This window comes from Halovibrio variabilis (assembly GCF_007991175.1).
GTDB lineage: Bacteria > Pseudomonadota > Gammaproteobacteria > Pseudomonadales > Halomonadaceae > Vreelandella > Vreelandella variabilis.
In genome coordinates this window covers 85,311-110,892 of sequence record NZ_BJXV01000011.1, presented here as the reverse complement: position 1 = coordinate 110,892, position 25,582 = coordinate 85,311, and the positions used below count along the sequence as shown (strand labels likewise).

Here is a 25,582-nt window from a genome sequence, read left to right as displayed (position 1 = left end):
TTCATGCCCCTAACCCTTCCCCAGCTTGAGCGCCATCTCTTTAGCGCCGCCGATATTCTGCGCGGCAAGATGGATGCCTCCGAGTTCAAGGAATACATCTTTGGAATGCTGTTCTTAAAGCGCTGCTCGGATGTGTTCGATGAGCGCCACGAGCAAGTCGTCAATGATCAGATGGCAAAGGGCAAAAGTCGCGAGGCGGCCCTTGAGGTAGCTGAGCAACGCTTCTGGTACAAGAAAAGCTTCTACCTGCCGGAAACCTCGCGCTGGAACTACCTGCTCAATGAGGCTCACAAAAATGTAGGCGATGCGCTGAATAAAGCGCTGGGCGGCCTAGAACAGGACAATACCAGCTTGCAGGACGTACTGCTCCATATCGATTTCAACCGCAAGGTGGGCCAAAGTAAACTCGCCGACAGCAAACTGCGTGGGCTAATTAACCACTTCAGCAAGCACCGTTTGCGCGACAGAGATTTCGAATTTCCAGACCTTTTAGGCGCTGCCTATGAATTTTTAATCGGCGATTTCGCCGACTCTGCTGGTAAGAAAGGTGGCGAGTTCTACACGCCTCGTCCGGTAGTACGCATGATGGTGCGGCTGCTTAAGCCCGAGCAGGATCATCGCGTTTACGACCCATGCTGTGGCTCCGGCGGTATGTTGATTGCTTCGAAAGAGTGGATCGACGAGCACGGCGGCGAAGGCCACAGGCTCGACTGCTACGGCCAGGAAAATGCAGGCACCGTGTGGTCGATTGCCAAGATGAATATGCTGCTACACGGCATTACCACGGCCAACCTTGAAAACGATGACACGCTGGAAAACCCGCGCCATATCAAAAACGGTGAACTGCTCCGGTTTGACCGCGTCCTGACCAATCCACCGTTCTCTTATAACTTTGGCAGCAAAGATACGGATGACAGCGGCCAGCCGCTATTTCAACCGGCCCGACGCAGTGAGCGCTTCAAATATGGCGAAGTGCCGCTTGGCTCGAAAAAAGCTGACCTAATGTTTTTGCAGCACATGCTGGCGGTCTGCACCGATGGCGGCATGGTCGCCACCGTTATGCCCCACGGCGTGCTGTTTCGCGGTGGCGAAGAGAAGAACATCCGCAAAGGCATTATTGAAGACGACCTGCTTGAAGCAGTGATTGGCCTGCCACCCAACCTCTTTTACGGCACCGGCATTCCCGCTTGTATTTTAATTCTACGCAAGCGGCATAGCATTGGTGCACAGCAGGTCGCCAGCAAGCACCCCCAAAACCAGGGCAAGGTGCTGTTTATCAACGCGGATCGTGAATACTTCGAGGGCCGGGCGCAGAACTACCTGATGCCTGAGCATATCGAAAAAATCGCCGCTATTTATGAGGCCTTTGCCGAAGGCAAGGGGCAGGACGTACCCGGCTTTGCCAGCATAGTAAGTGTCGAGACGCTGCGGGAAAACGGTTATAACCTGAACATCCGCCGCTACGCAGATAACGCCCCACCGCCGGAACCCCACGATGTGCACGCCCATCTGGTGGGCGGCATCCCACAGGCGGAAATTGATGCCAAACGTCCGCTTCTAAACGCCCAGGGGCTAGATCCTGAAGATCTATTCGAACCCAAGCCGTGTGATGACGGTTACCAACTATTCCGTGAAATGATCGCCGCCAAGGCCGATATTAAACCCGCCATTGAGAAGAACGCAGGGGTACTGTTTAAAGAGCAAACACTACGCGAGGCGTTCGAGACATGGTGGCAACGCCATAGTAAAAGCATTACGGCGCTGGCGCAGCATCATGAGTACGCCGCACTTCGTCAGGAGCTACTCAACAGCTTTACCGAGAGCCTGCGCCCGGTCGGCTTGCTGAGCGACTTTCAGGTTAGCGGCATGATCGCCGGTTTTTGGCACCAGCAGAAGTACGACTTTCTCACTCTGATGGCGCGAGACTCACGCGGGGTGGTCGATGCCTGGCGCACCAGTATCGTCACCGCCATGGAAGACAAGATCGACAAAGACGACCCGCTAGAGCACAAGCTGGTTAAGTTCCTACTGGGCGGTTTTCTTGAGGAGCTGCAAACACTGGAGCAACAGCAAGCTGAGCTCGACAGCCAAATTAAGGTCGCCGAGGATAAGCTACCGAAACAGGGCGACAGCGACGATGACGACGCGACCGGTGACAGCGAAGACTCGCTTAGCGATATCGAGCGCGTCAAACTGGAAAAGCAGATCAAGGTGTGGAAAAAGCAGCGCACCGCCTTGGTGAAAAAGCTTAAGGAAAAGCGTGCCATGTTGCCCGATGAACTTAACGGCAAGGTGGACGACCTGGATAACGCCCAGGCCGCCGAGCTGCTGCTTACCATTCTGCACCACGATATGAAATCCATCGTCGAGCGCTATATCGGCAACCAGCGCCAGTTAGTGGTCGCCACTGCGGAAAACTGGTGGGACAAATATCAGGTAACGCTCTCTGAGATTGAGCGGGCGCGGGACAGTGCAGCAAAAACGCTGGCCGGGTATCTGGAGGAGCTGGGGTATGTCTGAACAAGTTATTTATAGTCCTTTATCAAAATACTTGTCCGTAATTCGGAATGGTACAGTCTCTACACAAGTTTCTGAAATTACAGAATTTCCTGTTACCCGCATAGAAACTATTGCGGATGGCACTATTGACCTTTCAAAGATTGGTTACTTAGCAGATAAAATATCAACGTACAAGTTAAAAAAGTGGGATATTTTATATAGCCATATAAATAGTTTCAAACATGTTGGCAAAGTCGCTCAGTATGAAGGTGGGAAGGATCTTTATCATGGAATGAATCTATTACTCTTGAGGCCAAATGAGCATATTGACCCAAAGTATCTTTATTATTCTTTGAGCAGTTCACAAGCGAAGCGTTATGCACAAAAGGAGTGCCAAAAAGCCATAAACCAAGTAAGTCTAAACACTAAAACTGTAGGAGCATATGAATTTTATGTGCCCCCGATATATGAACAAAAAGTTATCGCCAAAATCCTCTACACCCTCGACACCCAAATCCGTCAGACCGAGGCCATCATCGCCAAGCTGCAGCAGGTTAAGCAGGGCCTGCTGCACGACCTGCTTACCCGCGGCATCGATGCCAATGGCCAGCTTCGCCCGCCCTACGAGCAGGCGTCGGAGCTTTATAGGGATTCACCGCTGGGGTGGATTCCGAAGGAGTGGGAGATTATAAGTCTTGGAGATATAGCATCAAGAAGTTTTGGCACGCTACAAACTGGGCCTTTTGGTTCTCAGCTACATGCTTATGAATATGTATCAGAAGGTATTCCAGTCATAATGCCGCAAGATTTAAACGGCGAGCAAATTGATGCTAATAAGATTGCTTATATCACCGAGGAAAGAGCTAAAAAACTGGGTAAACATCGTGTAACCAGTAACGATGTTGTTTTTTCTAGACGAGGTGATTTATCTCGTTGCGTGGCAATAAACGAATCAGAAGCAGGCTGGGTTTGTGGTACTGGTTGTTTATTGGTGCGGCTTCCTAAAAGTGAGATTTTGGGCGAATGGTTATCACTGACTTATAAGCAGGCTTGGTCACAAAAACAAATAGAGGGAATGGCTGTAGGATCTACAATGCCAAATTTAAATACTAGTATCTTGGCTAAGTTCATCATTGCAAAACCTCCAGCAGATGAGCAGCGATCTATTCTAGATTTTTACGTCGAATCGGAAAAAAGACAGCATTTAGAACAGAAAACTCTCGCTAAACGCAAACAACAAAAATTTGGCCTGATGGATGACCTGCTTACTGGCCGAAAACAGGTCACCGAGCTGATCGAACAACAGCAGCAAGCCAGCTAACCAATAAGGAGAGGCCGAATGGGGCCCGAGTTTCATATCAGCGAACAGCCGTTGATCGACCAGTTGGTGGCGTTGGGCTGGGCCTATTGCCAGGGCAGCCTCGACGACCCGGCCGCCACCGGGCGCGGAAGCTTTGCCGAGGTGGTACAGGACGATGTGTTGCGCGAGCAGCTCAAGGCAATTAATACCCGCAGGCACGCCGATGGCTCGCGAAGCGAATGGTTGGATGACGAGCGTTTGAGTGCGGCAGTGTCAGCACTAACGCGGATTGCCGCGCCAGGATTGATGGAGGCCAACCGCGTCGCTACAGAGCTCATCATCGACGGCTTCGTGGTCGATGGCTTACCGGATTGGGACGGTGGCCGTTCGCGCGCAATTCACTATATCGACTGGGATATCCCGACCAACAACCGCTTTACGGTCATCAACCAGTACAAGGTGAAGTGCCCACCGGGCCACGATACGGCTAAGCAACACATCATTCCCGATCTGGTGCTGCTGGTGAACGGTATTCCGCTGGTGGTAATCGAGTGTAAGAGCCCCAATTTAGCCGAACCGATGGCAGAGGCTATCGATCAACTGCGCCGCTACAGCGACCAGCGCTTTGCCAATGGCGAGGCGGGCGATCACGAAGGCGCGCCTGCCCTGTTCAACACCAACCAACTGTTGATGGCTACCTGCTTTGACGACTGCCGGGTGGGCACCATCGCCGCCGGCGCGAGCCACTACCTGCCCTGGAAAACGGTGGCGAGTGCGGAAAACCCGCATCAGAGTGAAACCGACGTTGCTAAGGCACTCAACGTGACTAAGCTCTCGCCCCAGCAGCGCACCATAGCGGGCATGCTGGCGCCCTCTAGCCTGTTGGATATCGTGCGCCACTTCACGCTGTTCATGACCACCGGCGGGCAGACCATTAAACTGGTGTGCCGTTATCAGCAGTATCGCGGCGTAGTGAAGGCCATCGACCGGCTGCGCCACGGCAAAACACGGAGCGAAGACGGCGAACACGACCGGCGCGGCGGCATCATTTGGCACACCCAGGGCTCGGGTAAATCTCTGACCATGATGTTTCTGGTACGCTGTATGCGCACCGACCCGTCACTGCGACGCTTCAAGATTGTGGTGGTCACCGACCGTATCGACCTGCAAAAGCAGCTCTCCGCTACTGCCTCGCTGAGCGGTGATCTGGTGCATGTGGCAAATAACAGTAAAGCGCTTAAGAAGATACTGCGCCAAGAGGGGCCTGGGCTGGTATTCGCGATGATCCAGCAGTATCGCGATGCCGAAAGCAAGGCCAAGGTCAGTGACTTTGATCAACTCAATACCAGTCAAGATATCCTGGTGATGGTGGATGAAGCCCACCGTACCCAAGCGGGCGACCTACACGCCAACTTGCAGGCAGGTTTGCCCAACTGCGCTCGCATCGGCTTTACCGGCACGCCGATCATCATGGGGGAGAAGAAGCGTACCCACGAGATCTTTGGCGAGTTCATTGATACTTATACCATCCGCGAATCCGAGGCGGACGGTGCCACCGTTCCGGTGCTCTACGAGGGCCGCACCGTGCAGGGTGCGGTGAAGGATGGCAGTAGCCTCGACGAGTTGTTCGAGGACTTCTTTGCCGACAGGCCCCCGGAAGAGCTGGAAGCCATCAAGCAGAAGTACGCCACCAAAGGCAACGTGTTGGAGGCGACGAAGCTTATTGAGGAGAAGGCGCAGGACATGCTGCGCCACTACGTTACCCACATTCTACCTAACGGCTTTAAAGCACAGGTGGTGGGCTACAGCCGTCTGGCAGCGGTGCGCTACAAGGCGGCCTTTGAACAAGCTCGCGACCAGCTGCTTGAAGAAGCTCACCAGCTCAGCCCAGAATCGAAAGCGCTGGATGATGAAGCACTCTTACGCAAGACGCCAAAGCTACAGGCGCGCATACAGGCGTGGCGCTACCGCGAGCTTTTAGCACGACTGGAGTTCGCCACCATAGTTTCCGGTAGCAACAATGATGGCTCCGAATGGCAACCTCATACCGACCGCGCTCGGCAGGACGAAGCGATCGCCCGCTTCAAGAAGCCGCTGCTGGCGAGCAGGGAAAAATACGAATCCAGAACCGACCCATTGGCCTTTCTGATCGTTAAATCGATGCTGCTGACCGGGTTTGATGCGCCCATCGAAGGCGTGATGTATCTCGACCGCTCAATACAGGAGGCCGAGCTGCTGCAAACGATTGCCCGCGTCAACCGCACCGGTTTCGGCAAGGCGGTGGGCATTGTGGTGGATTATTACGGCGTCGCCAATCATCTCAAAGAGGCACTGGCTGCCTATAGCGACGAAGATGTCGACGGCGCGCTTCGCAGCTTGAAGGATGAAATTCCAGCACTACGTGACCGCCATCTACGCGCGGTGGATGTGCTGCGCTCAAGGGATATTGAAGATTTACACGATGTCGAGGCCTGCGTTCAGGCACTCGATAGTGAGCGTGTGCGCCAGGAGTTCGGTGTCAAGCTCAAGGCCTTTATGCAGAGCCTTGATACGGTTCTGCCTCGCCCGGAAGCACTACCCTTTACTGCCGATGCCAAGGCGCTGGCGATGATCTATGCTCAGGCTCGTCGTCGCTACCGCGACAGCACTGTGCTGGGCAAGGATGTGGGCGCGAAGGTGCGCCGCCTGATTGACGAACATGTGATCTCGTTAGGGATTGACCCAAAAATTGCGCCGGTCAATCTGACCGATGCCCAGTTTAGTCAGCAGTTGAATCAGGTTCGCGACCAAGCCGCCAGCTACGGCCTAGATAGCGAAGAGTCGATCAAGACAGTCAAAAAAGCCGTTGCCTCGGAAATGGAGCACGCCATTCGCAGCCAAGTGAGCGAAAAGCTGGACGAAGACCCGGTGTACTACGGCAAGCTCAGCGAGCGGCTCAAGGAAATTCTGGATGGGCTGGCCGGACAGTGGGACGCACTTATCACGGCGCTTCAGGCCATCATTGACGAAGTGAATAGCGGTAGCACCCGTCACGAAGAAGGGCTGCCCGATGTACCCGAAACCTACCTACCGTTCTATCGCATGCTACGCGAAGTTAAATGTGGCGATACTACACCCGACCTAGCTACCCAATCCGACCTGATTCAACTTACCGAGCATTTAGTTGAGCACATTAGCCATGAGGTGAAGACGCCGAGCTTTTGGGAGCCACATCGTCGCTCCATGCAGGAAGCCCTTGAAGGTGAGCTGTCTGAGCTTATTTATGAGAGTGAACTGCTGGAACTGGAGCAAATCGAGCCGCTGGTGGACAAGCTGCGCGATCTCGCTAAGGCAAATAGCTATAAGCTGGAGCAGTCATGACGCTACAGGTAGATGATCTGACGATTGCGGTACGCGAAAGCGCGCAGCGTAGCACGCTGCAACTCACGGTCGAGCGCGATCAGTCCTTGGTGCTGACCACGCCACCGCATACCAACCCGCAGAGACTAGAAGCCTTCGTGCGGCGCAAGCAGGCGTGGATCTACAAAAAGCTGGCCGAAAAGGCCCTGATGCAGAAACAGGTGCGTATCAAACGCTATGTGCAGGGTGAGGGTTTTTTATATCTTGGCCGTCATCACCGCTTGAATCTGGTAGAAGATCAAGAGACACCACTGAAATGGCTCAACGGACGGTTTCATCTTCGCCAGGATGCTCGGCCAGAAGCCCGGCGTCACTTCATTCGCTGGTACAGCGAGCGAGGGAATCAGTGGCTATGGCAGCGCGTAAAGATCTTTGCTGCTCGGCTGGAAGTAAACCCTGCCGCTATTAGGGTGCAGGACCTGGGGTATCGCTGGGGCTCCTGCGGCAAGGGCGAGATGCTCTACTTTCACTGGAAAACGATGCTGTTACCTGCTCGTATCGCTGAATACGTGGTGGTTCACGAACTTGTGCATCTACATGAGCCTAACCATTCCGAGACATTCTGGTTGCGGTTAGAGCGCGCTATGCCAGATTATGAGACGCGAAAACAGTGGCTAGCTGAGCACGGAATGGACGTGGAAGGAATATAAATTCGATGAATACTAACGATACAGTCATCAGTATTGGTAAGGAGCGTGGATTTAGCGACTTTGTGGTTTATGTAGATGAAAGTGGTGACCATGGATTGTTAAATATTGACCCAAACTACCCGGTCTTTGTACTGGCTTTCTGCATATTTTATAAACAGCATTACGTGTCGAAAGTAGTACCAGCCCTGCAGCAGTTAAAATTTGATTATTTCGGACACGATCTCGTTATATTTCATGAACATGAAATACGCAAAGAGAAAGGCGACTTTAGAGTGTTCAAAGATAGAGCTGAAAAGCAGGCGTTTATGGGCCGTTTGAGCCACCTGATCGACGAAAGTAACTTCATTCTTGCTTCCTGCGTGATCGACAAGCATAGGCTAAGCAGCCGTGAAGAGATGTCTAATCCCTATCATCTAGCGCTGCGGCACTGCCTGGAAACACTTTTCGATCTCGTCAAAGAAAAAGGACAAGAATCTCTGGAAACACATGTCATTGTTGAAAAGCGAGGTGCGAAAGAAGACGATGAGCTCGAACTAGAATTTCGCCGTATTTGTGACGGCGAAAACAAATATCAGCATGACCTACCATTTAAAATTCGAATGGCCGCGAAGACGTGCAACTCGGCCGGGTTACAGCTCGCCGATCTTGTCGCTCGTCCTATCGGTCGACACGTATTAGCACCAGATCAACCTAATCAGGCGTTTGAAGTTCTAAAACGCAAGTTTTACTGCGAGGGTGGGCGGCAAGCAGTTGGGGATGGGTACGATCAGTGGGGACTGAAGCACTTTCCTTGATATTTGTATCGTCCAGACAGCGAAAAACCTCGATGAAACTCACCGAGGTTTAGACGCCGACCGGGCACTCCCAGTCCACTTGCTGGACATTTTGGATACTCTATACACTAAAGTCAATTTTTACCGTCATTACTCAACTCTCTAATTTTGAAACGGCAGTACCTCTGCCCGCTTCGCCCGGCCAGCCCTTGTGGTATTGCGCTTGAGCTTAAGAGGCACCACGTTATCCCCAGCATCAGGCTGAACACTTAGGTAACCTGAGCGTAAATTACACAGCATCTCTATCGTTGCTGGCGGTAAACCAATCTGATGCACTAGCTCAGTACGCTCAAAAATGCCGTTATCCACTAACAAATGAGCGCCGCGCATCATCAACTTGGGTTGCTCGAAAGCCAGGGCATCATCACCTGGCTCACCTTTCGTCCATTTACGTGCCGAGCGTCCTTTCCACAGCCTTAGTTCTAGCTGCTCAGTTAACAGCGATAAATCACGGCAGCGAACGATCATTGATGCCACCGAGACTTTCCAGCGTGACTTAAGCGAAAGCAGGTTATCCAGCGTTGGCCATACCACCTCTTGGGCAAAGCTCTCTGGTGGCATTAGGAATGCGCTGGCAAAGCGGTGCGCTTGCCCTTCTAACAGATCATACAGCTCTTTTTTAGCGTATTGAGCAGCCGGTATTTTGGAGTGCAGCACGACGTGCCCCAACTCATGTGCGGCGTCAAAGCGGTTACGGATCGCATTGGCTTTGTCTTCAGCGATCAACACGTAGGGTCGGCCATCTAAAACGGAGAAATGGGAAACACCGTCCATTTTGACGTGGCCCAGGGTGGCACGAGTGCAAATGATCCCCGCATTTTCCATTACTTGAATCACGTTTGGAATAGGGGCAGAACTCAACTTCCAAGCCTCACGGCACTCTCTGGCGATGTCTTCAATTTCCTCATCGCTGATCAATCGGCTGTCGTCTGCCTCCAGCATCGGCACGTTAACCTCTGGCCACTCCATCGCCTCTTGAAAGAAGTCAGACATCTCTTGCAGCCATACTAAATAGAGCTGCGACCTTTCACGCGCCTGCTTGTGAACAGAGGCTTGGGAACGGAAAAAGTAAGGTCGCTGGCTTTCCTGAACAACAGGAGGAACAGGCTTCAAAAACCACTTACGCGAAACTTGAAACACGTGGCAAAGGCGATCAAATGACTCAGCTTCAGGTAGCTGGGTGCCTTTTTCCCAGGCCGACACCGTACTGGAAGAGCGACCTAGTTGCTCTCCTAGCTCCGCGAGGGTCAGATTTTGGGCCATACGCAGTTGGTTTAACCGCTGGCCTTGAAAGCCATCAACCCCTGTTCTCATATCACTCGTTTCCACCTTCACTTTGATCTCGGTTCTCTGCGCGACGCATCCTATCACGCAGGGTCGGATAGGCAATATCTTCTACGTCATCACCTTCTTCACTGTAGTACTGCCACAACTGGCTTACATCAATAAACAAATGAAACCCTGCCCGAGGATCACTGTAGGGCACCGCCATGACCACACCGATTGGGCTGCTATGATCGTTGCTATCTGTCCATTTCGTTGTGTGTGGCAGCAATAAAGCATGAAGAGCCTCTTGGCTAGGCCCTAACGGTGATGCAGAAGCACTAAAAAGGTCAGGATGTTGTTTCTCCAGCCTTTTGTTTATGAGTCCAAGCAGACGCCTAAAACGAGCATCGCGTATAGGTGGTGTCCTTCCCATGGTGATAACGCTCGTGGTTATCTGCATGCTGCTGGCACAAACCAGGGCATAGTGGCCACCGGCGGGCTTAGTGACTTGGTTAATTACTTCAAAATTCCCATCTTTTGGCAGGCTCAGCAGTGCTTCCTGCACGGTGAAATGATGAGACTGTGGCCCTGGCCCTGCCAGGGGCACGTGCTTATACGTCTCTTTGAGGTGGCTATCGCTCTTCTGAAAAGCCACCTCTATGCTTTCGAGCATTTGTTGTAAGCGATGGCTAGGTAGCTCCTGGCAAATAAAGCGGCACAGCTCTTCTTTGTTCAGTTCTGCTTGGTTCACGAGCGACTCCTAGGCAGGATGGCGATCCGGTAAAGCGGATTATAGATACGTATTTTCCTGTTATCCATGCTAATTTTTCTGTCAGCAAGAAAGCGACCCCATACTCGTCCATTCATGTCGTCTTATAAATTGCTTTTAAAGAGAATAGCAATTAATGTGTTGCTATAAACTAAAAAAGCAACTTATTTGATGACATCGTTATGCCGTTACTGGATCAAATCAAAAAGCGCCGTATCGCGTTAGGCTTCAAACAAAGTGACATGCAGATGCGGGTGGGAATGTCGCGCCAGCAGTATCAACGGCTTGAAGCCAGTGGCAACCCGCGCCTTAACACGTTAGAACTGGTGGCTAAGGGGTTGAACAGCGAGATTATGTTGATCCCCCAAGAGAAACGCGACGCGGTTTTAGCCCTGCTCGCAGGTCATACAGCGGGCAGACCTTCCTCCGATATGGCGGACGACAGCGATAGCGTCATTGATGACCCATGGAAAGGCTTACTAGAGGATGATTAACCGTACAAAGGGGGCTAAATGGATCGATTGAGCATTCTGCAGCTTTCTTTGCATGGGAGCGTGGTGGGTCATCTTGCGGGTTATTCCCATGGCAAGAATATCCTGCTGTTCGATGACGAGTTTCGCCACAACCCTGAGCGTCCAACGCTCAGCCTGATTACGCACCCTAATTTCCCTAAATCTGAAGAGATTTTAGCGAGAGACTGGTCGAAGCACCAACGGTTGCATCCTCTGTTATCTAATCTGCTGCCTGAAGGTGCACTGCGTGAACTGCTCGCGCATAGTCTGAAAACCCATATTGACCATGAGTTCTCTCTTCTAGCATGGCTTGGTCTTGACCTTCCCGGCGCACTCATCGCACGCCCTCTCACCCCAGACAACATCCCGGCGAAGGTACTGGCTCAGTTGCCACACGCAAGGCCTGAAACAATTGAGTATCCGCCGGCACTAGCGTCTGGTAATAAATTCTCGTTGGCTGGCGTACAGATGAAGTTCTCTATGAAAGAGAAAGATGGCCGTTACAACCTGATTCATAGTGCTGTTGATGATAGGAGTGCGGAGTTGGGCGAGTGGATTATCAAAACGCCCTCCACCCAGCATGCTTACGTTCCCTTGAACGAATTCTCGGCAATGCAAATGGCATCCCTTGCAGGCATCGATATGCCAGAAACGCGCTTGGTCGCACTCGATACGTTAGACAATTTGCCTGCTATTCGATTGCCAGAAGAGCCCATGGCGTTTGCTATCAAGCGTTTTGATCGTCAGCGTGGCGTGCACGGTACTGAGCGCATTCACATGGAGGATTTTGCTCAAGTTTTGGCGAAATACCCCCATGAAAAGTATGGATCGGCTAACTATGAGCAAATCGGCCGTATTTTGTACCAGTTTTCCGGTGATGCCATTGCGGATGCCCAGCAGTTTGCCCGACGCTTGCTGGTAAACATTTTGCTCGCCAATGGCGATGCTCACTTAAAAAACTGGAGTCTTTTGTACTCTGATCGCTACACGCCACGGCTATCACCCGCTTACGATATTGTGACCACCAACGTATATATGGAAAACGAGCGTACTACTGCGCTCAATTTGGCGGGCCAAAAAGCGTGGTATCAAACTTCCATGGAAAGCTTTCAGCAGTGGGCCAAAAAAGCCGACATACCCTGGCGTTTAATCAAGCCCCACCTGGATGACACCCTTGATAAAGCCCGCACTTTGTGGCCTGAAGCACTAGTAAAGTTGCCTATGTATGAGCCCCATAAGCAGGCACTGCGTGAACATTGGCAACGTCTCCATGCTGATTTTCGCCTAGCTGATTCACCCCTACCTAATCGCTAATTATGCTCCTCAGGCGCTCGATAACGTCACTCAATATTCTGGATTTTCTCTCGCATCTGCTCTATCGACCTCTAGTCTCAGTGACACGTGCAAATTTTGAAACTATACTTTCAACATTAACGTAAAAATGAAGGTATAGCTTTATGCCATCTCGCTCAGCGGTTGTGTTCCCCAAAGATCTAAAAGTGTTAAAAGCTCTGGGCGAGAACATCATGCTTGCCATGAAGCGCCGTAAAATCACCCAGACACAGCTCTCTGAACGCACGGGGCTTTCTATGCCAACGCTGCGCAATATTCTGCGTGGGGAACCTAGCGTCTCAATGGGCCATTACCTAGTGGTGTTATCGTCGCTTGGCCTTGCTAGCGATCTAGCGAAGGTAGCGTTAGACGATGAGTTTGGGCGCAAACTGCAAGATATCGAGCTGCTAAAGACGTCTAACAAGGCCTCACTAAAGACGAAAAACGCTAGCTCTGTGGTTTATCGCTCTACCACTGAAGGCAGGCGTTGATCATGAGTAAATCGATATGGGTCTATGCTGATTGGCTTACTACGCAGCCGCCTGAGCTGGTTGGGAGGCTGGAAGTAGACCTCGTTCGTGGCAACGAAGTGTACCGTTTCGCGTACGCATCAACGTGGCTCGTCTCTCCGCTTGCTGTGCAGATTGACCCTGAGCTGCAGCTGTTTTCGGGAGATCAGTTCAACAATGACGCGCGTAACTTCCGTGTGTTCCTTGATTCCTGCCCAGATAGATGGGGGTGCCTGCTCATGCAGCGGCGTGAAGCAGTTGTGGCTAGGCAAGAGGGTAGGCGTTTAGCAAAACTCAACGAATCAGACTACCTCTTGGGTGTGCATGATACGTTCCGTATGGGCGGGCTACGTTTTAAGTTGCAAGAAGACGGGCCTTTTCTCGATGCCAATCAGCAATTTGCTGCGCCGCCATTATCCAGCCTGAGAGAATTGGAGTTTGCGGTCAGTCAAATAGAGCTACAGCCAGATTTGGATAGCGCTGACTATCTAAAATGGTTGAATATGCTGATTTCACCAGGCTCGTCATTGGGCGGGGCGAGACCAAAAGCCAGTGTCATGGATGGCGATGATCTTTGGCTAGCAAAATTTCCCAGCCGATACGACGATTACGATATAGGCGCATGGGAATATTTGCTTTATCGCATGGCGGTAGACGCGGGCATCGAAATGGCGCCATGCCGAATTCAGCGATTCAACCGTCCCCACCACACCTTTCTAACCCAACGCTTTGACCGTGTTGGCAGCTTACGTAGGCACTTTAGTTCAGCTATGACTCAGTTGGGCTATTACGATGGCGATGCGGGCGCAAGCTACCTTGAGCTAGCCCAGTTTCTTGTAGAGCGAGGAGCCAATACTCAGCAGGATCTGCACCAGCTTTGGCGCAGAATGGTGTTCAGCATACTTGTCTCAAACGCTGATGATCATCTACGCAATCATGGTTTCTTATTGGCAGAAAATAATAGCGGCTGGCGCCTATCGCCCGCTTACGATATCAATATCTCACTGGGGGCTGCAGAGCTGCATCTAAATATAGATGAGCACTCCAATGCGCTGGATTTGGCGTTAGCGCTGGACGTTTCACCCTATTTTCAGCTGTCCTCAAGAGAGGCACGATTTATTCTTGATCAGCTCCAAAAGGTGACGCGCCATTGGCACCACTATGCCAATGAAATAGGTATCCATCGGCAAGAGCAGCAGCTAATCGCATCCGCCATTATGTGAAGCTATATATTTAAAAAACAGTATATCTAAAAAATATAGTTTCATTTTTTATCACTCAATATTCTGAATCTGTTCCCTCATCTGCTCGATTAATACCTTCAACTCCACCGCGCAGCGGGTTGTTTCAGCAACCACCGATTTTGAAGAAAGCGTGTTAGCTTCCCGATTGAGCTCCTGCATAAGGAAATCCAGGCGGCGGCCTTTGGGACCTTTCTGGGCGAGCTGGTGGCTTACTTCTTCGATATGCGCCGTTAGGCGATCCAGCTCTTCATCCACGTCGGCTTTTTGCGCCACCAGTACCAGTTCGGCTTCCAGGCGTTGGGGGTCGAGTTCGGTTTTGGCGATCTCAAGGCGCTCCAAAAGCTGGGCGCGCTGGCGCTCTAAAATCTGCGGCAGCAGGCCGCGCACGGTAGCCACCTGCTCGCTCACAGCGGTTAGGCGAGTGGTGATCATCTCGGCGAGTTTATCGCCTTCACGGGCGCGGGCGTCAATCAGCTCATCTAACCCTTGGTCAAACAACGCTTTGGCGGCGGCTTTAATGGCGGCTTGGTCGAGGTGCTGAGTCTCCATTACACCGGGTTGGTTGAGTAGCTCTAAGGTTGTCGGCGCCACGGCGCTAGGCACCTGATGCTGGATAATGGCGAGTGCCTCGCTAATAGCGGTTAGCCGCGCGCTGTTAATGGCGGGGGCTTGGACGGTTTCGGCGCTTTCAAACCGTACGCTGCACTCGACCTTGCCCCGCGCCAAACGGGTGCGCAGCATTTCGCGCAGCACAGGTTCCAGATCACGTAGACTATCAGGCAGGCGAAAATGCGGTTCTAAATAGCGCTGATTCACCGAGCGAATTTCCACCTGCAAGGTGCCGAAAGAGGCGGCCTGCTCGGTGCGGGCGAAGGCGGTCATGCTGTGTACGCGATTGGAAACGGCCATGGTCCATCCTATTAGTCAATAACGGTTCATAACACATGATAGCCAGTCTACCCGATAGGCCAATAAGCGTACTCCTAGACGTGTACAATGGACGGCTTTTCCTAGTGACACGTTTATTGAGAGGTACTATTTGTGAGCAGTGCTAAGCGTCCTGATGTTGTGCGCCCCAGCGGTCGCGAGGCCGACCAGCTCCGCGACATCCGCATAACCCGCGACTACACCCGCCATGCGGAAGGCTCGGTACTGGTGGAGTTTGGCGATACCAAAGTGCTGTGTAATGCCAGCGTAGAAGCCACTGTGCCGCGCTGGCTGCGTGGCAAAAATCAGGGTTGGGTCACCGCTGAGTACGGCATGCTGCCCCGGGCGACGCATTCGCGCAGCAACCGCGAAGCGACTCAGGGCAAACAGGGCGGCCGCACGCTGGAAATTCAGCGCTTGATTGGTCGCAGCCTGCGCGCCGCGATGGATCTTAAGAAGCTGGGTGAGTTCACCATTACCGTGGATTGTGATGTCATCCAGGCGGATGGCGGTACGCGCACCGCGGCAATTACCGGTGGCTGCGTGGCACTCATTGATGCCGTCCGTTATCTGCAGCGCGAGAAAAAGATTAAAGGCGACCCGTTCAAGCAGTTGGTCAGCGCGATTTCCGTCGGCATTTATAAAGGCATGCCGGTGCTGGATCTGGACTACCCAGAAGACAGCAAAGCCGATACCGACCTAAACGTGGTAATGACCGAAAGCGGCGAACTCATCGAAGTGCAGGGCACCGCCGAGGCGAGCCCGTTCAGCCGCGCCGAGCTAAACGCCATGCTCGATTTAGCCGAGAAAGCGGGTGACGAACTACGCGACCATCAGCGCGAAGCGCTGGGTATTCGTGGCTAAACGCGAACGCGCGCCACAACGCAATAAGCCGACCCTTGTGGGTCGGCTTATTGCTTATTACCACTACTGACGAGACGGCGACGCGGGAAAAGTGCGTTGCCTAGTGCCTAAAGCGCCAGGTCGTACTCAACGATTAGCGGTGCGAACTCGGAGAAGGTCGCATCGTAATCGATCCACGCGTCGACCACGTGGCGGCGGAAGTTGGGGCCGACTAATTGATAGTCGATCCGCCAGCCTTCCTGGCGCTCACGGGGCACGTCTTGGTCAAGCTTCGGCCACCAGGTATATTCACCCGCATCGCGGTTAATTTCGCGGAAGGTGTCGATAAAGCCGGTGGGGCCAAGCACCTGGTCCATCCAGGCACGTTCTTCCGGGCGAAAACCCGACGTGAGCTGGTTGTCCGACCAGTTAGCCAAATCGACGGTTTTATGGGCAATATGCCAGGTACCGCAGAGGATGTATTCGCGGCGTTTGCGCGACATCTTGGTCAGGTACTCTTGGTACTGCTCCATAAATGACTGTTTAGCTTTTTGGTCACTTCCATCCGGCATCAGGAAGGAGACAATACTGAAGCGTTCATAATCCGCCTGCAGAAAACGTCCTTCATGATCGCACTGAGGAAACCCGAGGCCATACATAATCGCCTTGGGAATTTTGCGGCAATAGAGTGCCACACCGGAGAAACCATCCTCTTCGGCATCCAGGAAGTAGCCTTCATAGCCTTCCGGGTACAGAATGTGGTCACCCAGTTCAAAACTTTTTGCCTTGATGTTCTGCACGCAGACTACGTCGACGTCCTGCTGAGCCAGCCAGTCCAGGAAGCCACGATCGACGGCATCACGAATACCATTGACATTGATGCTGGCAATTTTCATAAATCGTCCCTTTTGCGTCGCTGCTGTATGATACCCGACCTTTAGACGTTTGGGTAAAGGCAGCCGCTAAAACTTGCCCTTTACCCTACTTTTATTGTTGCTTTCGTGCCGATTTAAATCTACCGCCTAGTGAGGAATGCCGTGGCCACCACTCTACAACCCTACCAGCGCGACTTCATTGCCTTTGCCATTGAGCAAGGTGTGCTTAAGTTTGGCGAGTTTACGCTTAAATCCGGTCGTGTTAGCCCTTACTTTTTCAACGCCGGGCTGTTTCAAACCGGCCGGGCGTTAGCCAAGCTGGGACGCTTTTACGCCCAGGCGATTGTCGATAGCGGCTTAAATGCCGATGTACTGTTTGGCCCGGCGTACAAGGGCATTCCGCTGGCAGCGGTGACGGCGGCGGCCCTAGCCGATCATCACGACCACGATATGCCCTACGCTTTTAATCGCAAAGAGGCCAAAACCCACGGCGAAGGCGGTAACATCGTAGGCGCTGCGCTTTCGGGCGATATTTTGATTATTGACGACGTGATTACCGCGGGCACCGCGATTCGCGAAGTGATGACACTGATTGAGCAGAGCGGTGCCCGCGCCGCTGGGGTCATTATCGCGCTAGATCGCCAGGAGCGCGGCCAGGGCGAGCAGAGTGCCATTCAGGAAGTGCAGGCCCAGTACGCTATGCCAGTCGTCAGCATTGTCACTTTAGAGCAAGTGCTTACTTACCTGGAAGAACACGCCGGTGGCGAGATGATCGCCTACGCCGAAGCCATTAGGGCGTATCGAGACCGCTATGGGATCGCCCACTGATCAGAGCGATCCTGCGCCAGCAAACCCTTGCTGGCGCCACGCCTCGTAGCTCACAATAGCCACGGCGTTGGAGAGGTTCAGGCTACGGTTATTAGGCTGCATGGGCAGACGCAGCTTGTGCTCAGCGGTCAGCGCTTCGTGCACCTGGGCAGAAAGCCCGCCGGTTTCCGAGCCGAATAGCAGCACATCGCCAGGGGTAAAGTCGGCTTCGCTGTAGCTGCGCGTACCTTTGGTAGTGATCGCCCAAATGCGCCGCCCCTGCATCGCCTGCTGAAAGGCATTAAAGTCCGCATGGCGAGTGACGTTGTCGAGATCACGATAATCCAGCCCGGCGCGGCGCAGTTTTTTCTCTTCCAGATCGAAGCCCAGCGGCTCAATCAGATGCAATCGGCAGCCATTATTGGCGACCAAGCGCATGATATTACCCGTATTGGGCGCCATACGCGGTTCAAAAAGCGCTACTTCAAACATCGCCACCTGCCTATTGTTTGCCCATTATGCATTGACCAAGCGCCGCCGATTGTAATCGAAATCGCCCAGCAACTCTCGCAGAGGATCACCCACGCCATGACGCCTGCCACGCCCAAGAGCATTCTTAGCCGTATTAAAGGGCTCAACCCGCGCCAGCAAGAAGCGGTGCGTTATATCGATGGCCCTTGCCTGGTGTTGGCGGGTGCAGGGTCGGGGAAAACCAGCGTGATCACCACCAAAATTGCCTATTTGGTGCAGGAATGTGGCATGAGCGCTCGTAAGATTGCGGCGGTAACGTTTACCAACAAAGCCGCCCGGGAGATGAAAGAGCGCGTGGGCCAGATGCTCCACGGCAAAGAGGGCCATGGGCTGACGGTCTCCACCTTCCACACCCTGGGGCTGAATATTATTCGCAGCGAGCTGAAAACCCTCGGCTACAAGCCGGGTTTTTCGCTGTTTGACCCGGAAGACGCCAAGGCGCTGCTGCGCGATTTGATGAACAAAGACGCCCAGGTAGATGCCGAGCAGATCAACGCCGTACAGAGCAAAATTTCAACCTGGAAGAACGATTTAGTGCTGCCCAGCGACGCGCTGTCGTTTGCCGCGGACGACGATGAGCATTTTGCGGCAAGGGTGTATGAAGCCTACGTGCGCCATTTAAAAGCCTACAACGCGGTGGATTTTGACGATCTGATTCTGCTGCCGGTGGTGCTGCTACAGCGCGACCCGGAAGCGCTAGAGCGCTGGCGGCGCAAAATCCACTACATGCTGGTGGATGAGTACCAGGACACCAACGTCTCCCAGTACCTGCTGGTGAAACTTTTAATGGCGGAGCGCTCAACCTTTACCGTGGTGGGCGATGATGACCAGTCGATTTACGCCTGGCGTGGCGCACGGCCTGAAAACCTGATTACCCTGGGGGAAGATTTCCCGCGCCTGAAAGTGATCAAGCTGGAGCAGAACTACCGCTCTACCGCCACCATACTGCGCGCCGCCAACACGCTGATCGCCAATAACCCCCACGTTTATGAGAAGACCCTGTGGTCCGATATGGGCGACGGCGCGGCTATTCGGGTGATCGTGAATCGCCATGAAGAGGCCGAGTCTGAGCGGGTTGCCAGCGAAATGCTTACCCGGCGCATCAAGGAGAAGGCCGAGTGGCGCGACTTTGCGGTGCTTTATCGCGGCAACTTCCAGGCGCGGCTGTTGGAGCTTAAGCTGCAGCACTACCAAATTCCTTACAAGCTCTCCGGTGGTAAGTCGTTTTTCTCGCGCAACGAGATTAAAGACACCATGGCCTACCTGCGCCTGCTGATTAACCCCGCCGACGACAACGCTTTTTTGCGCATTGTGAACGTGCCGCGCCGCGAAGTGGGCCCTGGCACCGTAGAGAAACTTGCCAACTACGCCACCGAGCGCTCGATTTCGCTGTTTGCCGCCTGCCATGAACTGGGGTTGGAGCAGGTGCTGCCGACTCGGGCCGTGGAGCGGCTATCGCGCTTTACCCACTTTCTCGACGGCGTGCGTAAGCGCATGGATCAAGGCGATGCCATTGCCGCCATTCGCGACATGCTGCGGGATATGGATTACGAGGCGTGGCTGTATCAAAACGCCAGCGCGCCCACCGTCGCCGAACGGCGCATGGCCAATGTGTGGATCTTGATCGATCAGTTGGAAAAGTCGCTTAACCGCGACCCGGAAGACGATACTGCCTCCACTGAGACCGAAACCGACGGCGTGGAAGCGGCCATTTCACGCCTGGTGCTGCGCGATATCCTGGAGCAGCAGGCGGAAGAGGATGACTCCGACCGCGTGCAGCTGCTCACCATGCACGCCTCAAAAGGCCTGGAGTTTCCGCATGTCTATTTGATGGGCTTAGAGGAAGACCTGCTGCCCCATCGTAACGCCATTGAGGTAGGCACCGTGGAGGAGGAGCGGCGGTTGGCCTATGTAGGCATTACCCGGGCGCGGCGCACGCTCACATTGACCCTTGCCCGCCAGCGTAAAGCCTACGGCGAGTTAATGGACTGTGCGCCTAGCCGCTTTTTAGACGAGTTGCCTGGAGAGGATTTAGAGTGGGAAGGTCGCGCGGATAAAGAAGACCCAGAGAAAAAGCAGGCCCGCGGCAAAGACGCCATTGCCGGGCTACGTTCGCTGCTGGGGTGATCAAGCAGGGTTTATAAAGCGGAAAACTTAAAGCTGGGCTTTAAAAACCGAGCTTTAAAAACCGAGCTTATACAAAAGAATATCCACAGGGCGGTGACGAAAACACCCTGTGGATAAGATAGCTAAGCGATGAGCCTGCTGTGCTGTGTGCCGTTACTGGGCTTCCGCCATCATATAATCGACTATAGCCATCACTTTTTCATCAGAAAGGTTGGGGTTGCCGCCTTTAGCCGGCATGGCACCAATGCCATTAATGGCGCTGGCATAAAGCGCATCCGCACCCTTTTCTAAACGCGCCGCCCAGGCGTCTGAATCGCCCTTCACTGGAGCACCAGCAGCACCGCTATCATGGCAGGCGGCACAGCCAGAGCTTGCATAAAGCGCTTCGCCGTCTAAGCCGCTGCCACCACTGGCTTCTTCGCTGGCCGCGGCTTCTTCTTCGCCACTCGCCGCATCGCCGTTAGCCGCCATTTCTTCTGTTGCGGCTTCCTCTTCAGTAGCAGCGGTGTCTTCAGCAGCTCCCTCTTCGGTCGCTGACGCTTCAGAAGCAGCTTCATCGCCACCGTCTAATTCAGGCACGTCCATCACGGGCTCGACCATATAGGCAACCGCTGCCTCCATCTCCTCATCGGAAAGGTTGGGGTTGCCACCACGAGCAGGCATGGCGCCGATACCATTAATAGCGTGGTCTAGCAGCATGGCAAAACCTTGCTCAGTACGCTCAGCCCAGGCTTCTTCATCACCACGAATGGGCGCACCCGCGGCGCCTGATTCGTGGCAGGCGCTACATACGTTGCCGTAGATGCCCTCGGCGTCGATATCACCGCCGCTGCTACTGCTATCGCTAGCCGGCGCAGCAGCCGTGCCACAGTCTTGGCCTTGTAAACAGAGTTGCCCTACCGGCGCCAAACGCTCGGCAATCGCATCACGTGCAGCGTCATCTTGGGCATAAACACTCGATGTGCCCGCCATGAAGCCGAGGGCCGCCAGCCCGCTCATGATCAGCTTAGCTTTCACTCTCACCACCTCTTGAGTATTGTCATAAAACGTTTTTTCTCAACCTCTGTCTCAGCTACGGTCTTAGCTGCGGTCTTAGCTGCGGTCTTAGCTACTGTCTCAACTACGGTCTCAACTACAGTTTCAACTACGGTCTCAAACCCTATGCGGTAGCGCCACTAGTGACGATGCACCGCTAAGACGTGCGTATAGAACTAGTATACCGGCAACGCAAAGCGCAAGAAAATGCTACTAAACGCGGCTATTCAACCGTTGACGGCTATTGTCGTCTTATTTTGGTGATTAGCGCCTATCAGCATTGCCTTTCCAGGCGAATAAACGCTGCTGCGTATAGCGCATAAAACCTGCCTGCTGATACAGCCGCTTGGCGGGTAAATTGACCGCGTCCACCGCTAGCGTGACCTCCCTCGCCCCTGCTTGCTGGGCAAGGTACAGGGCTTTATTCAATAGCGCACGGCCCAAACCTTGCCCCCGCCATTCAGGCTTCAGCCCCATTAGCATTAACTCCCACCGGCCTGTCGCGGCATGGGGCGCCAACAACAGTACGCCCACGATAACCCCTCGATAGCCAACCGCGTACCAATGCTGCGGTGCCTGCGGGTCCTGTTGGTAAAAACCCGCTAATAATTCTTGTACCGAGAGTATCTCGCGCAGGGCGCGGCTATCTAACGAATCGTGTCCCACCGCTGCCAATAGGGCAAGCTGTTCTGCGTTGGAAAGCTCGTTAAACGCCATTAATGACAATGACGCTGGTTGTTTTACCCACAACCGCTGGTCGCTGCTGCCGATTAAATGCTGCAAACAGGCCAACCGTTGCATCCCGTGGTCGAGCAGAACGGTCTCGGAAAAAGTAGCCTCTGGTGAAAGCACCACATGGCAGAGTCGAATATCTTGCTTTTTTACCCACTGGTGGGCCGCACGTAACAGGGTATCAACCTTCGGCCCTTCGGCTTTCGGTAACCATAGCTGCGCAAACTTCATGGGCAAGCGCTGCACCCAGATAGCGCCGGTTAGCTGGCCCGCCTGCTGAGTTACCCAGAGCCCCTGCCACGCGTCGTCTGTCGCATCCGCCATCGGCTTTAGCGCCGTGCTGAGCGCTTGTTGCATAGCAGGGTCGTGGGCTGCCGCTAGCTGTAATAGCGCATCACGCCGCCGTAACGGTGGACAAGGGGTAGCGCATACAACGCTTGAGACGTGCTGATGCTGCATGGGGATTCAACCAAAGGCCGGACTGCCGAAACAGTGAGAAAGCGTGCTAGGTTATTATCGCACAGCCTATAACCGTTATCCTGACGGTACGCGCCTTTCCACGCCAGCCTTTTCAGTGTTTAGTGGCGGTGGTTGTTTTAGAGGAGGCCCGGCCATGCGTATATTATTGATAGAAGACGACCCTAGTTTGGCCTCAGGTATTCGCTTGGCGCTAAAGCCCGAGCATTACACGGTGGATCATCTTAGCGATGGCGTCAGTGCGCTGGCGGCGTTAAAAGAAGGCGAACCCTTCGATGCGGTTATTCTCGATCTGGGTTTACCTCGCATGGATGGCATGCAAATGCTTGAAGCCGTTCGCCGCCAAGGTAATCGCGTGCCGGTGTTAGTCTTGACCGCCCGGGATGCCGTCGATGACCGCATTGCCGGGTTGGATGCCGGCGCCGACGACTATCTCACCAAGCCGTTTGAAGTCGCCGAGTTAAAAGCCCGCCTGCGCGCCCTGCTACGGCGAAGCAATGGCCAGGTTAACAGTGCACTGGAGTGCCGTGGTATTCGACTTGACCCATTGACCATGCGTGTCAGCTACCAAGGTCAAGCCGTGGCATTGTCGCGTCGGGAATTGACCCTCCTGCAAGAGTTTATGAGCCACCCAGGGCGGGTATTCACCCGCGATACGCTCACGCGCTTGGTGTACGGCTGGGATGAAGACGTGGAAAGTAACGCTATTGAGGTGCATGTTCATCATCTGCGCCGCAAATTTTTCCCTCATCTTATTCGTACTCTGCGTGGCATCGGTTATGTCATGGACAAAACCGACCAGGACGGGTGCTCATGACGTCTATTCGTCGACGCACGCTGGGCCTGGCGCTGCTGGTGTTTGGTTTGAGTATGCTGGTGATTGGGTTTATCAGCTACCGCTACGCCGCCTATGAAATCGAAGCACTACACGATGCCAGCCTGATCCAAAACGCGCGTTTATTGGAGAGCTTACTGCAGACCTCATTGCCCGACGCCTATCGCGACACGCTGCTCGACAGCCTGGAAAACGCCTTGGAACGTGCTGAAGTAGCTAATACGCGCTTGGCTAGGCATCCTTATGAAAGCAGGTTGACCTTCCAGGTGTGGGAAGAGGATCGTTTGCTGGCGCGTTCCAGCGGTGCTCCCGACGCGCCCTTGGCAGCGTATCCCACCGGTTTCACCAGCCAGCATATTGGCGACTACGATTGGCGTATGTATGTCATGGAAGTGGCGAACACCCACCAGCGAATCGTGGTCAGCGAACGTGAAGATGTGCGCGGAGCCATCATCAAGACGGTGGCGCTGCGCACGCTGATGCCCGACCTGGTCGGTCTCCCCCTGCTCACCGCGCTGCTATGGTGGTCGATTGGCTGGGGCTTGACCCCGCTGTTGCGCATGGCCGAGCAGATTCGTAATCGCGACCCGCATAACTTACAGCCGCTGACGCTTGGCCCCCTGCCCCATGAGTTGGCCACTATCGCCGGGGCGCTTAACCGGCTGTTAGAGCGAATCCGTATAATGCGCGTGCGCGAAAAGCGCTTTATCGCCGATGCCGCCCATGAGCTGCGCACCCCCTTGGCAGTGCTTGATTTACACGCGCAAAATGCCCTGACCGCCGATAATACCGAGGATCGCCAGGAAGCATTAGGCCATCTGCGCAGTGGCGTTGCCCGCTCGACACGCCTGGTTACCCAGCTACTGACGCTCGCTCGCTTGGACCCCGAAGAAGACGCACTGCCCGACTACCGCCGCACTCACTTACTCAACGAAGTACGTGAAAGTCTGGCTAAACTGTCGCCGTTGGCGGCAGAACGCGACCAACAGCTGGTACTAGACGCCGATGAGCACACGGCTTGGTCAATGCCGGAAGAACCCGGCACCATTGAAACCTTGATACAAAATTTGGTCGGCAACGCGATGCAGCACTCCCCCGAGCAAAGCGCGATCAGCATTACGCTGGCAGCGACGGCACAGGGGTTTGAGTTGATCGTCGATGACCAGGGCCCTGGCATACCGTTCGATGAACGTAAAAAAGTCGTTGAGCGCTTTCAACGCGCGGGCCCGAGCGCGGGCTCAGGGTTAGGCCTGTCTATCGTTGAGCGGCTTGTGATGCGCCATGGTGGCGCGTTGGAGCTTGACGATGCGCCCAACGGAGGCTTACGCGTGAAGGTGCGCCTGCCCTCAACGGTGTCATGATGATGGGTTCTTAAGGTTGCGATAAGAATTACCTGCAACTGTGGAGCTGTACGGTGAACCAGATACCCACGGTTCGCCTTTTTCTCCACATGGAGGTCCCTGATGAACCAAGTTGTATTTCCCCCAAAGCCTTTGATCCAATTAGGCTCAGCTCCCCTATTGACGCAACCTGCAGCGAAGCGGCTATCGCCGTCCAGCCCTGCGATGAGCGTTCTCACCGACTTCTCTCAGGTGACGCCTCAATCCATTGGTGCCGATACCCCCATCGACGAGGCACACCTGAAGATGCGCCACGGCGGGGTACGGCTGCTGTTCGTGATGGATAGCCAGGCACACTGTATTGGCGTCATTACCTCAAAAGAGGTGATTGGCTCGCGGCGAATTAACCTTGCCATGCAAAAACGTGACCTCAGTCGCGAAGAGGTCCGCGCTGAAATGATTATGACTCCGTGGCACAAGCTCAGTGCCATGCCTATTGCGCAGCTGAAGTCACTGACGATTGAAGACTTGGTACTATCGATGGAGACGCTTACCGATCAGCATCTATTAATTACCGAGCAAAATGCTCATCAGGCACTCAGCATTCGCGGGCTGATTTCCGCCAGCGATATACAAAATGCCGTGGGTGTAGAGATTAATCCGGTGCCTATGGCAAAGAGCTTTGCGGAAATTTGCCAGGTCATCACAGGCCACGACTTATAGTCGTTACGCTTTATTTA

General features: G+C 53.9%; 22 protein-coding genes. 15 read left to right on the top strand and 7 right to left on the bottom strand.

The genetic code is table 11. From position 1 onward, the window contains the following. Positions 1-3 precede the first annotated feature (3 nt). Genes HVA01_RS10965 through HVA01_RS10945 form a run of 5 tightly spaced genes read left to right on the top strand, consistent with a single transcriptional unit; the run spans position 4 to position 8,642 of the window. Positions 4-2,520 carry a type I restriction-modification system subunit M gene (locus HVA01_RS10965; RefSeq protein WP_146875458.1) on the top strand — a complete coding sequence of 839 codons (2,517 nt, stop codon included), beginning with the start codon at positions 4-6 and terminating at the stop codon, positions 2,518-2,520. Beyond that, on the top strand, positions 2,513-3,820 hold the full coding sequence (locus tag HVA01_RS10960) for a restriction endonuclease subunit S (RefSeq protein WP_146875457.1): 1,308 nt from the start codon (positions 2,513-2,515) through the stop codon (positions 3,818-3,820). Before HVA01_RS10965 ends, HVA01_RS10960 begins: the two co-directional genes overlap by 8 nt. 18 nt (positions 3,821-3,838) lie before the next feature. After that, positions 3,839-7,159 (top strand): type I restriction endonuclease subunit R, encoded by a 3,321-nt coding sequence (locus HVA01_RS10955; RefSeq protein WP_146875456.1) that lies wholly within the window; start codon positions 3,839-3,841, stop codon positions 7,157-7,159. Beyond that, positions 7,156-7,848 carry a M48 family metallopeptidase gene (locus HVA01_RS10950; protein WP_146875455.1) on the top strand — a complete coding sequence of 231 codons (693 nt, stop codon included), beginning with the start codon at positions 7,156-7,158 and terminating at the stop codon, positions 7,846-7,848. The genes HVA01_RS10955 and HVA01_RS10950 overlap by 4 nt, the downstream gene beginning before the upstream one ends. Before the next feature lie 5 nt (positions 7,849-7,853). Next, a complete protein-coding gene (locus tag HVA01_RS10945; RefSeq protein ID WP_146875454.1) occupies positions 7,854-8,642 on the top strand; it encodes a DUF3800 domain-containing protein in 789 nt (262 codons plus the stop codon). A 141-nt stretch (positions 8,643-8,783) separates the two neighbouring features. On the opposite strand, the gene HVA01_RS10940 is transcribed toward HVA01_RS10945, so the two are convergent. Next, positions 8,784-9,995, bottom strand: a complete 1,212-nt coding sequence (locus tag HVA01_RS10940) for a helix-turn-helix domain-containing protein (RefSeq protein WP_146875453.1) — start codon at positions 9,993-9,995, stop codon at positions 8,784-8,786. A gap of 1 nt (position 9,996) precedes the next feature. Continuing rightward, the gene (locus tag HVA01_RS10935; RefSeq protein ID WP_146875452.1) at positions 9,997-10,698 is read right to left on the bottom strand and encodes a hypothetical protein; all 702 of its coding nucleotides are present in this window, start codon (positions 10,696-10,698) and stop codon (positions 9,997-9,999) included. 200 nt (positions 10,699-10,898) lie between these two features. Between HVA01_RS10935 and HVA01_RS10930 the strand changes: the two genes are divergently transcribed. From HVA01_RS10930 to HVA01_RS10915, 4 genes are all read left to right on the top strand, one after another. Continuing rightward, a complete protein-coding gene (locus HVA01_RS10930) occupies positions 10,899-11,210 on the top strand; it encodes a helix-turn-helix domain-containing protein (RefSeq protein WP_146875451.1) in 312 nt (103 codons plus the stop codon). Positions 11,211-11,228: 18 nt separating this feature from the next. Beyond that, positions 11,229-12,542: a type II toxin-antitoxin system HipA family toxin gene (locus HVA01_RS10925; protein ID WP_146875450.1), complete on the top strand. Its 1,314-nt coding sequence runs from the start codon at positions 11,229-11,231 to the stop codon at positions 12,540-12,542. Between the two features lie 143 nt (positions 12,543-12,685). Continuing rightward, positions 12,686-13,051: a helix-turn-helix domain-containing protein gene (locus HVA01_RS10920; protein ID WP_146875449.1), complete on the top strand. Its 366-nt coding sequence runs from the start codon at positions 12,686-12,688 to the stop codon at positions 13,049-13,051. Positions 13,052-13,053: 2 nt separating this feature from the next. Then, a complete protein-coding gene (locus tag HVA01_RS10915) occupies positions 13,054-14,292 on the top strand; it encodes a type II toxin-antitoxin system HipA family toxin (RefSeq protein ID WP_146875448.1) in 1,239 nt (412 codons plus the stop codon). Between the two features lie 51 nt (positions 14,293-14,343). Here the strand turns inward: HVA01_RS10915 and HVA01_RS10910 are convergent, their stop codons facing one another. Next, positions 14,344-15,222: a YicC/YloC family endoribonuclease gene (locus HVA01_RS10910; RefSeq protein WP_146875447.1), complete on the bottom strand. Its 879-nt coding sequence runs from the start codon at positions 15,220-15,222 to the stop codon at positions 14,344-14,346. 159 nt (positions 15,223-15,381) lie between these two features. Here HVA01_RS10910 and rph point away from each other — a divergent pair, with 159 nt between their 5' ends. Beyond that, on the top strand, positions 15,382-16,104 hold the full coding sequence (gene rph, locus HVA01_RS10905; protein WP_174787779.1) for a ribonuclease PH: 723 nt from the start codon (positions 15,382-15,384) through the stop codon (positions 16,102-16,104). Between the two features lie 107 nt (positions 16,105-16,211). Here rph and HVA01_RS10900 read toward each other — a convergent pair whose 3' ends face one another. Beyond that, the gene (locus tag HVA01_RS10900; RefSeq protein ID WP_088698281.1) at positions 16,212-16,979 is read right to left on the bottom strand and encodes an exodeoxyribonuclease III; all 768 of its coding nucleotides are present in this window, start codon (positions 16,977-16,979) and stop codon (positions 16,212-16,214) included. 141 nt (positions 16,980-17,120) lie between these two features. Between HVA01_RS10900 and pyrE the strand changes: the two genes are divergently transcribed. Next, a complete protein-coding gene (gene pyrE / locus HVA01_RS10895; RefSeq protein WP_146875445.1) occupies positions 17,121-17,786 on the top strand; it encodes an orotate phosphoribosyltransferase in 666 nt (221 codons plus the stop codon). On the opposite strand, the gene HVA01_RS10890 is transcribed toward pyrE, so the two are convergent. Continuing rightward, positions 17,787-18,257 carry a tRNA (cytidine(34)-2'-O)-methyltransferase gene (locus HVA01_RS10890; protein WP_146875444.1) on the bottom strand — a complete coding sequence of 157 codons (471 nt, stop codon included), beginning with the start codon at positions 18,255-18,257 and terminating at the stop codon, positions 17,787-17,789. It abuts the gene before it with no gap. A gap of 96 nt (positions 18,258-18,353) precedes the next feature. Between HVA01_RS10890 and rep the strand changes: the two genes are divergently transcribed. Then, a complete protein-coding gene (gene rep / locus HVA01_RS10885; protein ID WP_146875443.1) occupies positions 18,354-20,423 on the top strand; it encodes a DNA helicase Rep in 2,070 nt (689 codons plus the stop codon). Between the two features lie 153 nt (positions 20,424-20,576). On the opposite strand, the gene HVA01_RS10880 is transcribed toward rep, so the two are convergent. Together HVA01_RS10880 and HVA01_RS10875 are read right to left on the bottom strand one after the other, a co-directional pair. Continuing rightward, entirely contained in the window at positions 20,577-21,440 is an 864-nt protein-coding gene (locus tag HVA01_RS10880; RefSeq protein ID WP_146875442.1) for a c-type cytochrome, read from the bottom strand. Between the two features lie 282 nt (positions 21,441-21,722). Continuing rightward, a complete protein-coding gene (locus tag HVA01_RS10875; RefSeq protein ID WP_146875441.1) occupies positions 21,723-22,649 on the bottom strand; it encodes a GNAT family N-acetyltransferase in 927 nt (308 codons plus the stop codon). Positions 22,650-22,803: 154 nt separating this feature from the next. Between HVA01_RS10875 and HVA01_RS10870 the strand changes: the two genes are divergently transcribed. The 3 genes from HVA01_RS10870 (at position 22,804) to HVA01_RS10860 (ending at position 25,565) form a co-directional block, all read left to right on the top strand. Further along, positions 22,804-23,484: a response regulator gene (locus HVA01_RS10870; RefSeq protein ID WP_146875440.1), complete on the top strand. Its 681-nt coding sequence runs from the start codon at positions 22,804-22,806 to the stop codon at positions 23,482-23,484. After that, on the top strand, positions 23,481-24,863 hold the full coding sequence (locus HVA01_RS10865) for an ATP-binding protein (RefSeq protein ID WP_146875439.1): 1,383 nt from the start codon (positions 23,481-23,483) through the stop codon (positions 24,861-24,863). Before HVA01_RS10870 ends, HVA01_RS10865 begins: the two co-directional genes overlap by 4 nt. A gap of 102 nt (positions 24,864-24,965) precedes the next feature. Next, positions 24,966-25,565: a CBS domain-containing protein gene (locus HVA01_RS10860; RefSeq protein WP_170243507.1), complete on the top strand. Its 600-nt coding sequence runs from the start codon at positions 24,966-24,968 to the stop codon at positions 25,563-25,565. Positions 25,566-25,582 lie beyond the last annotated feature (17 nt).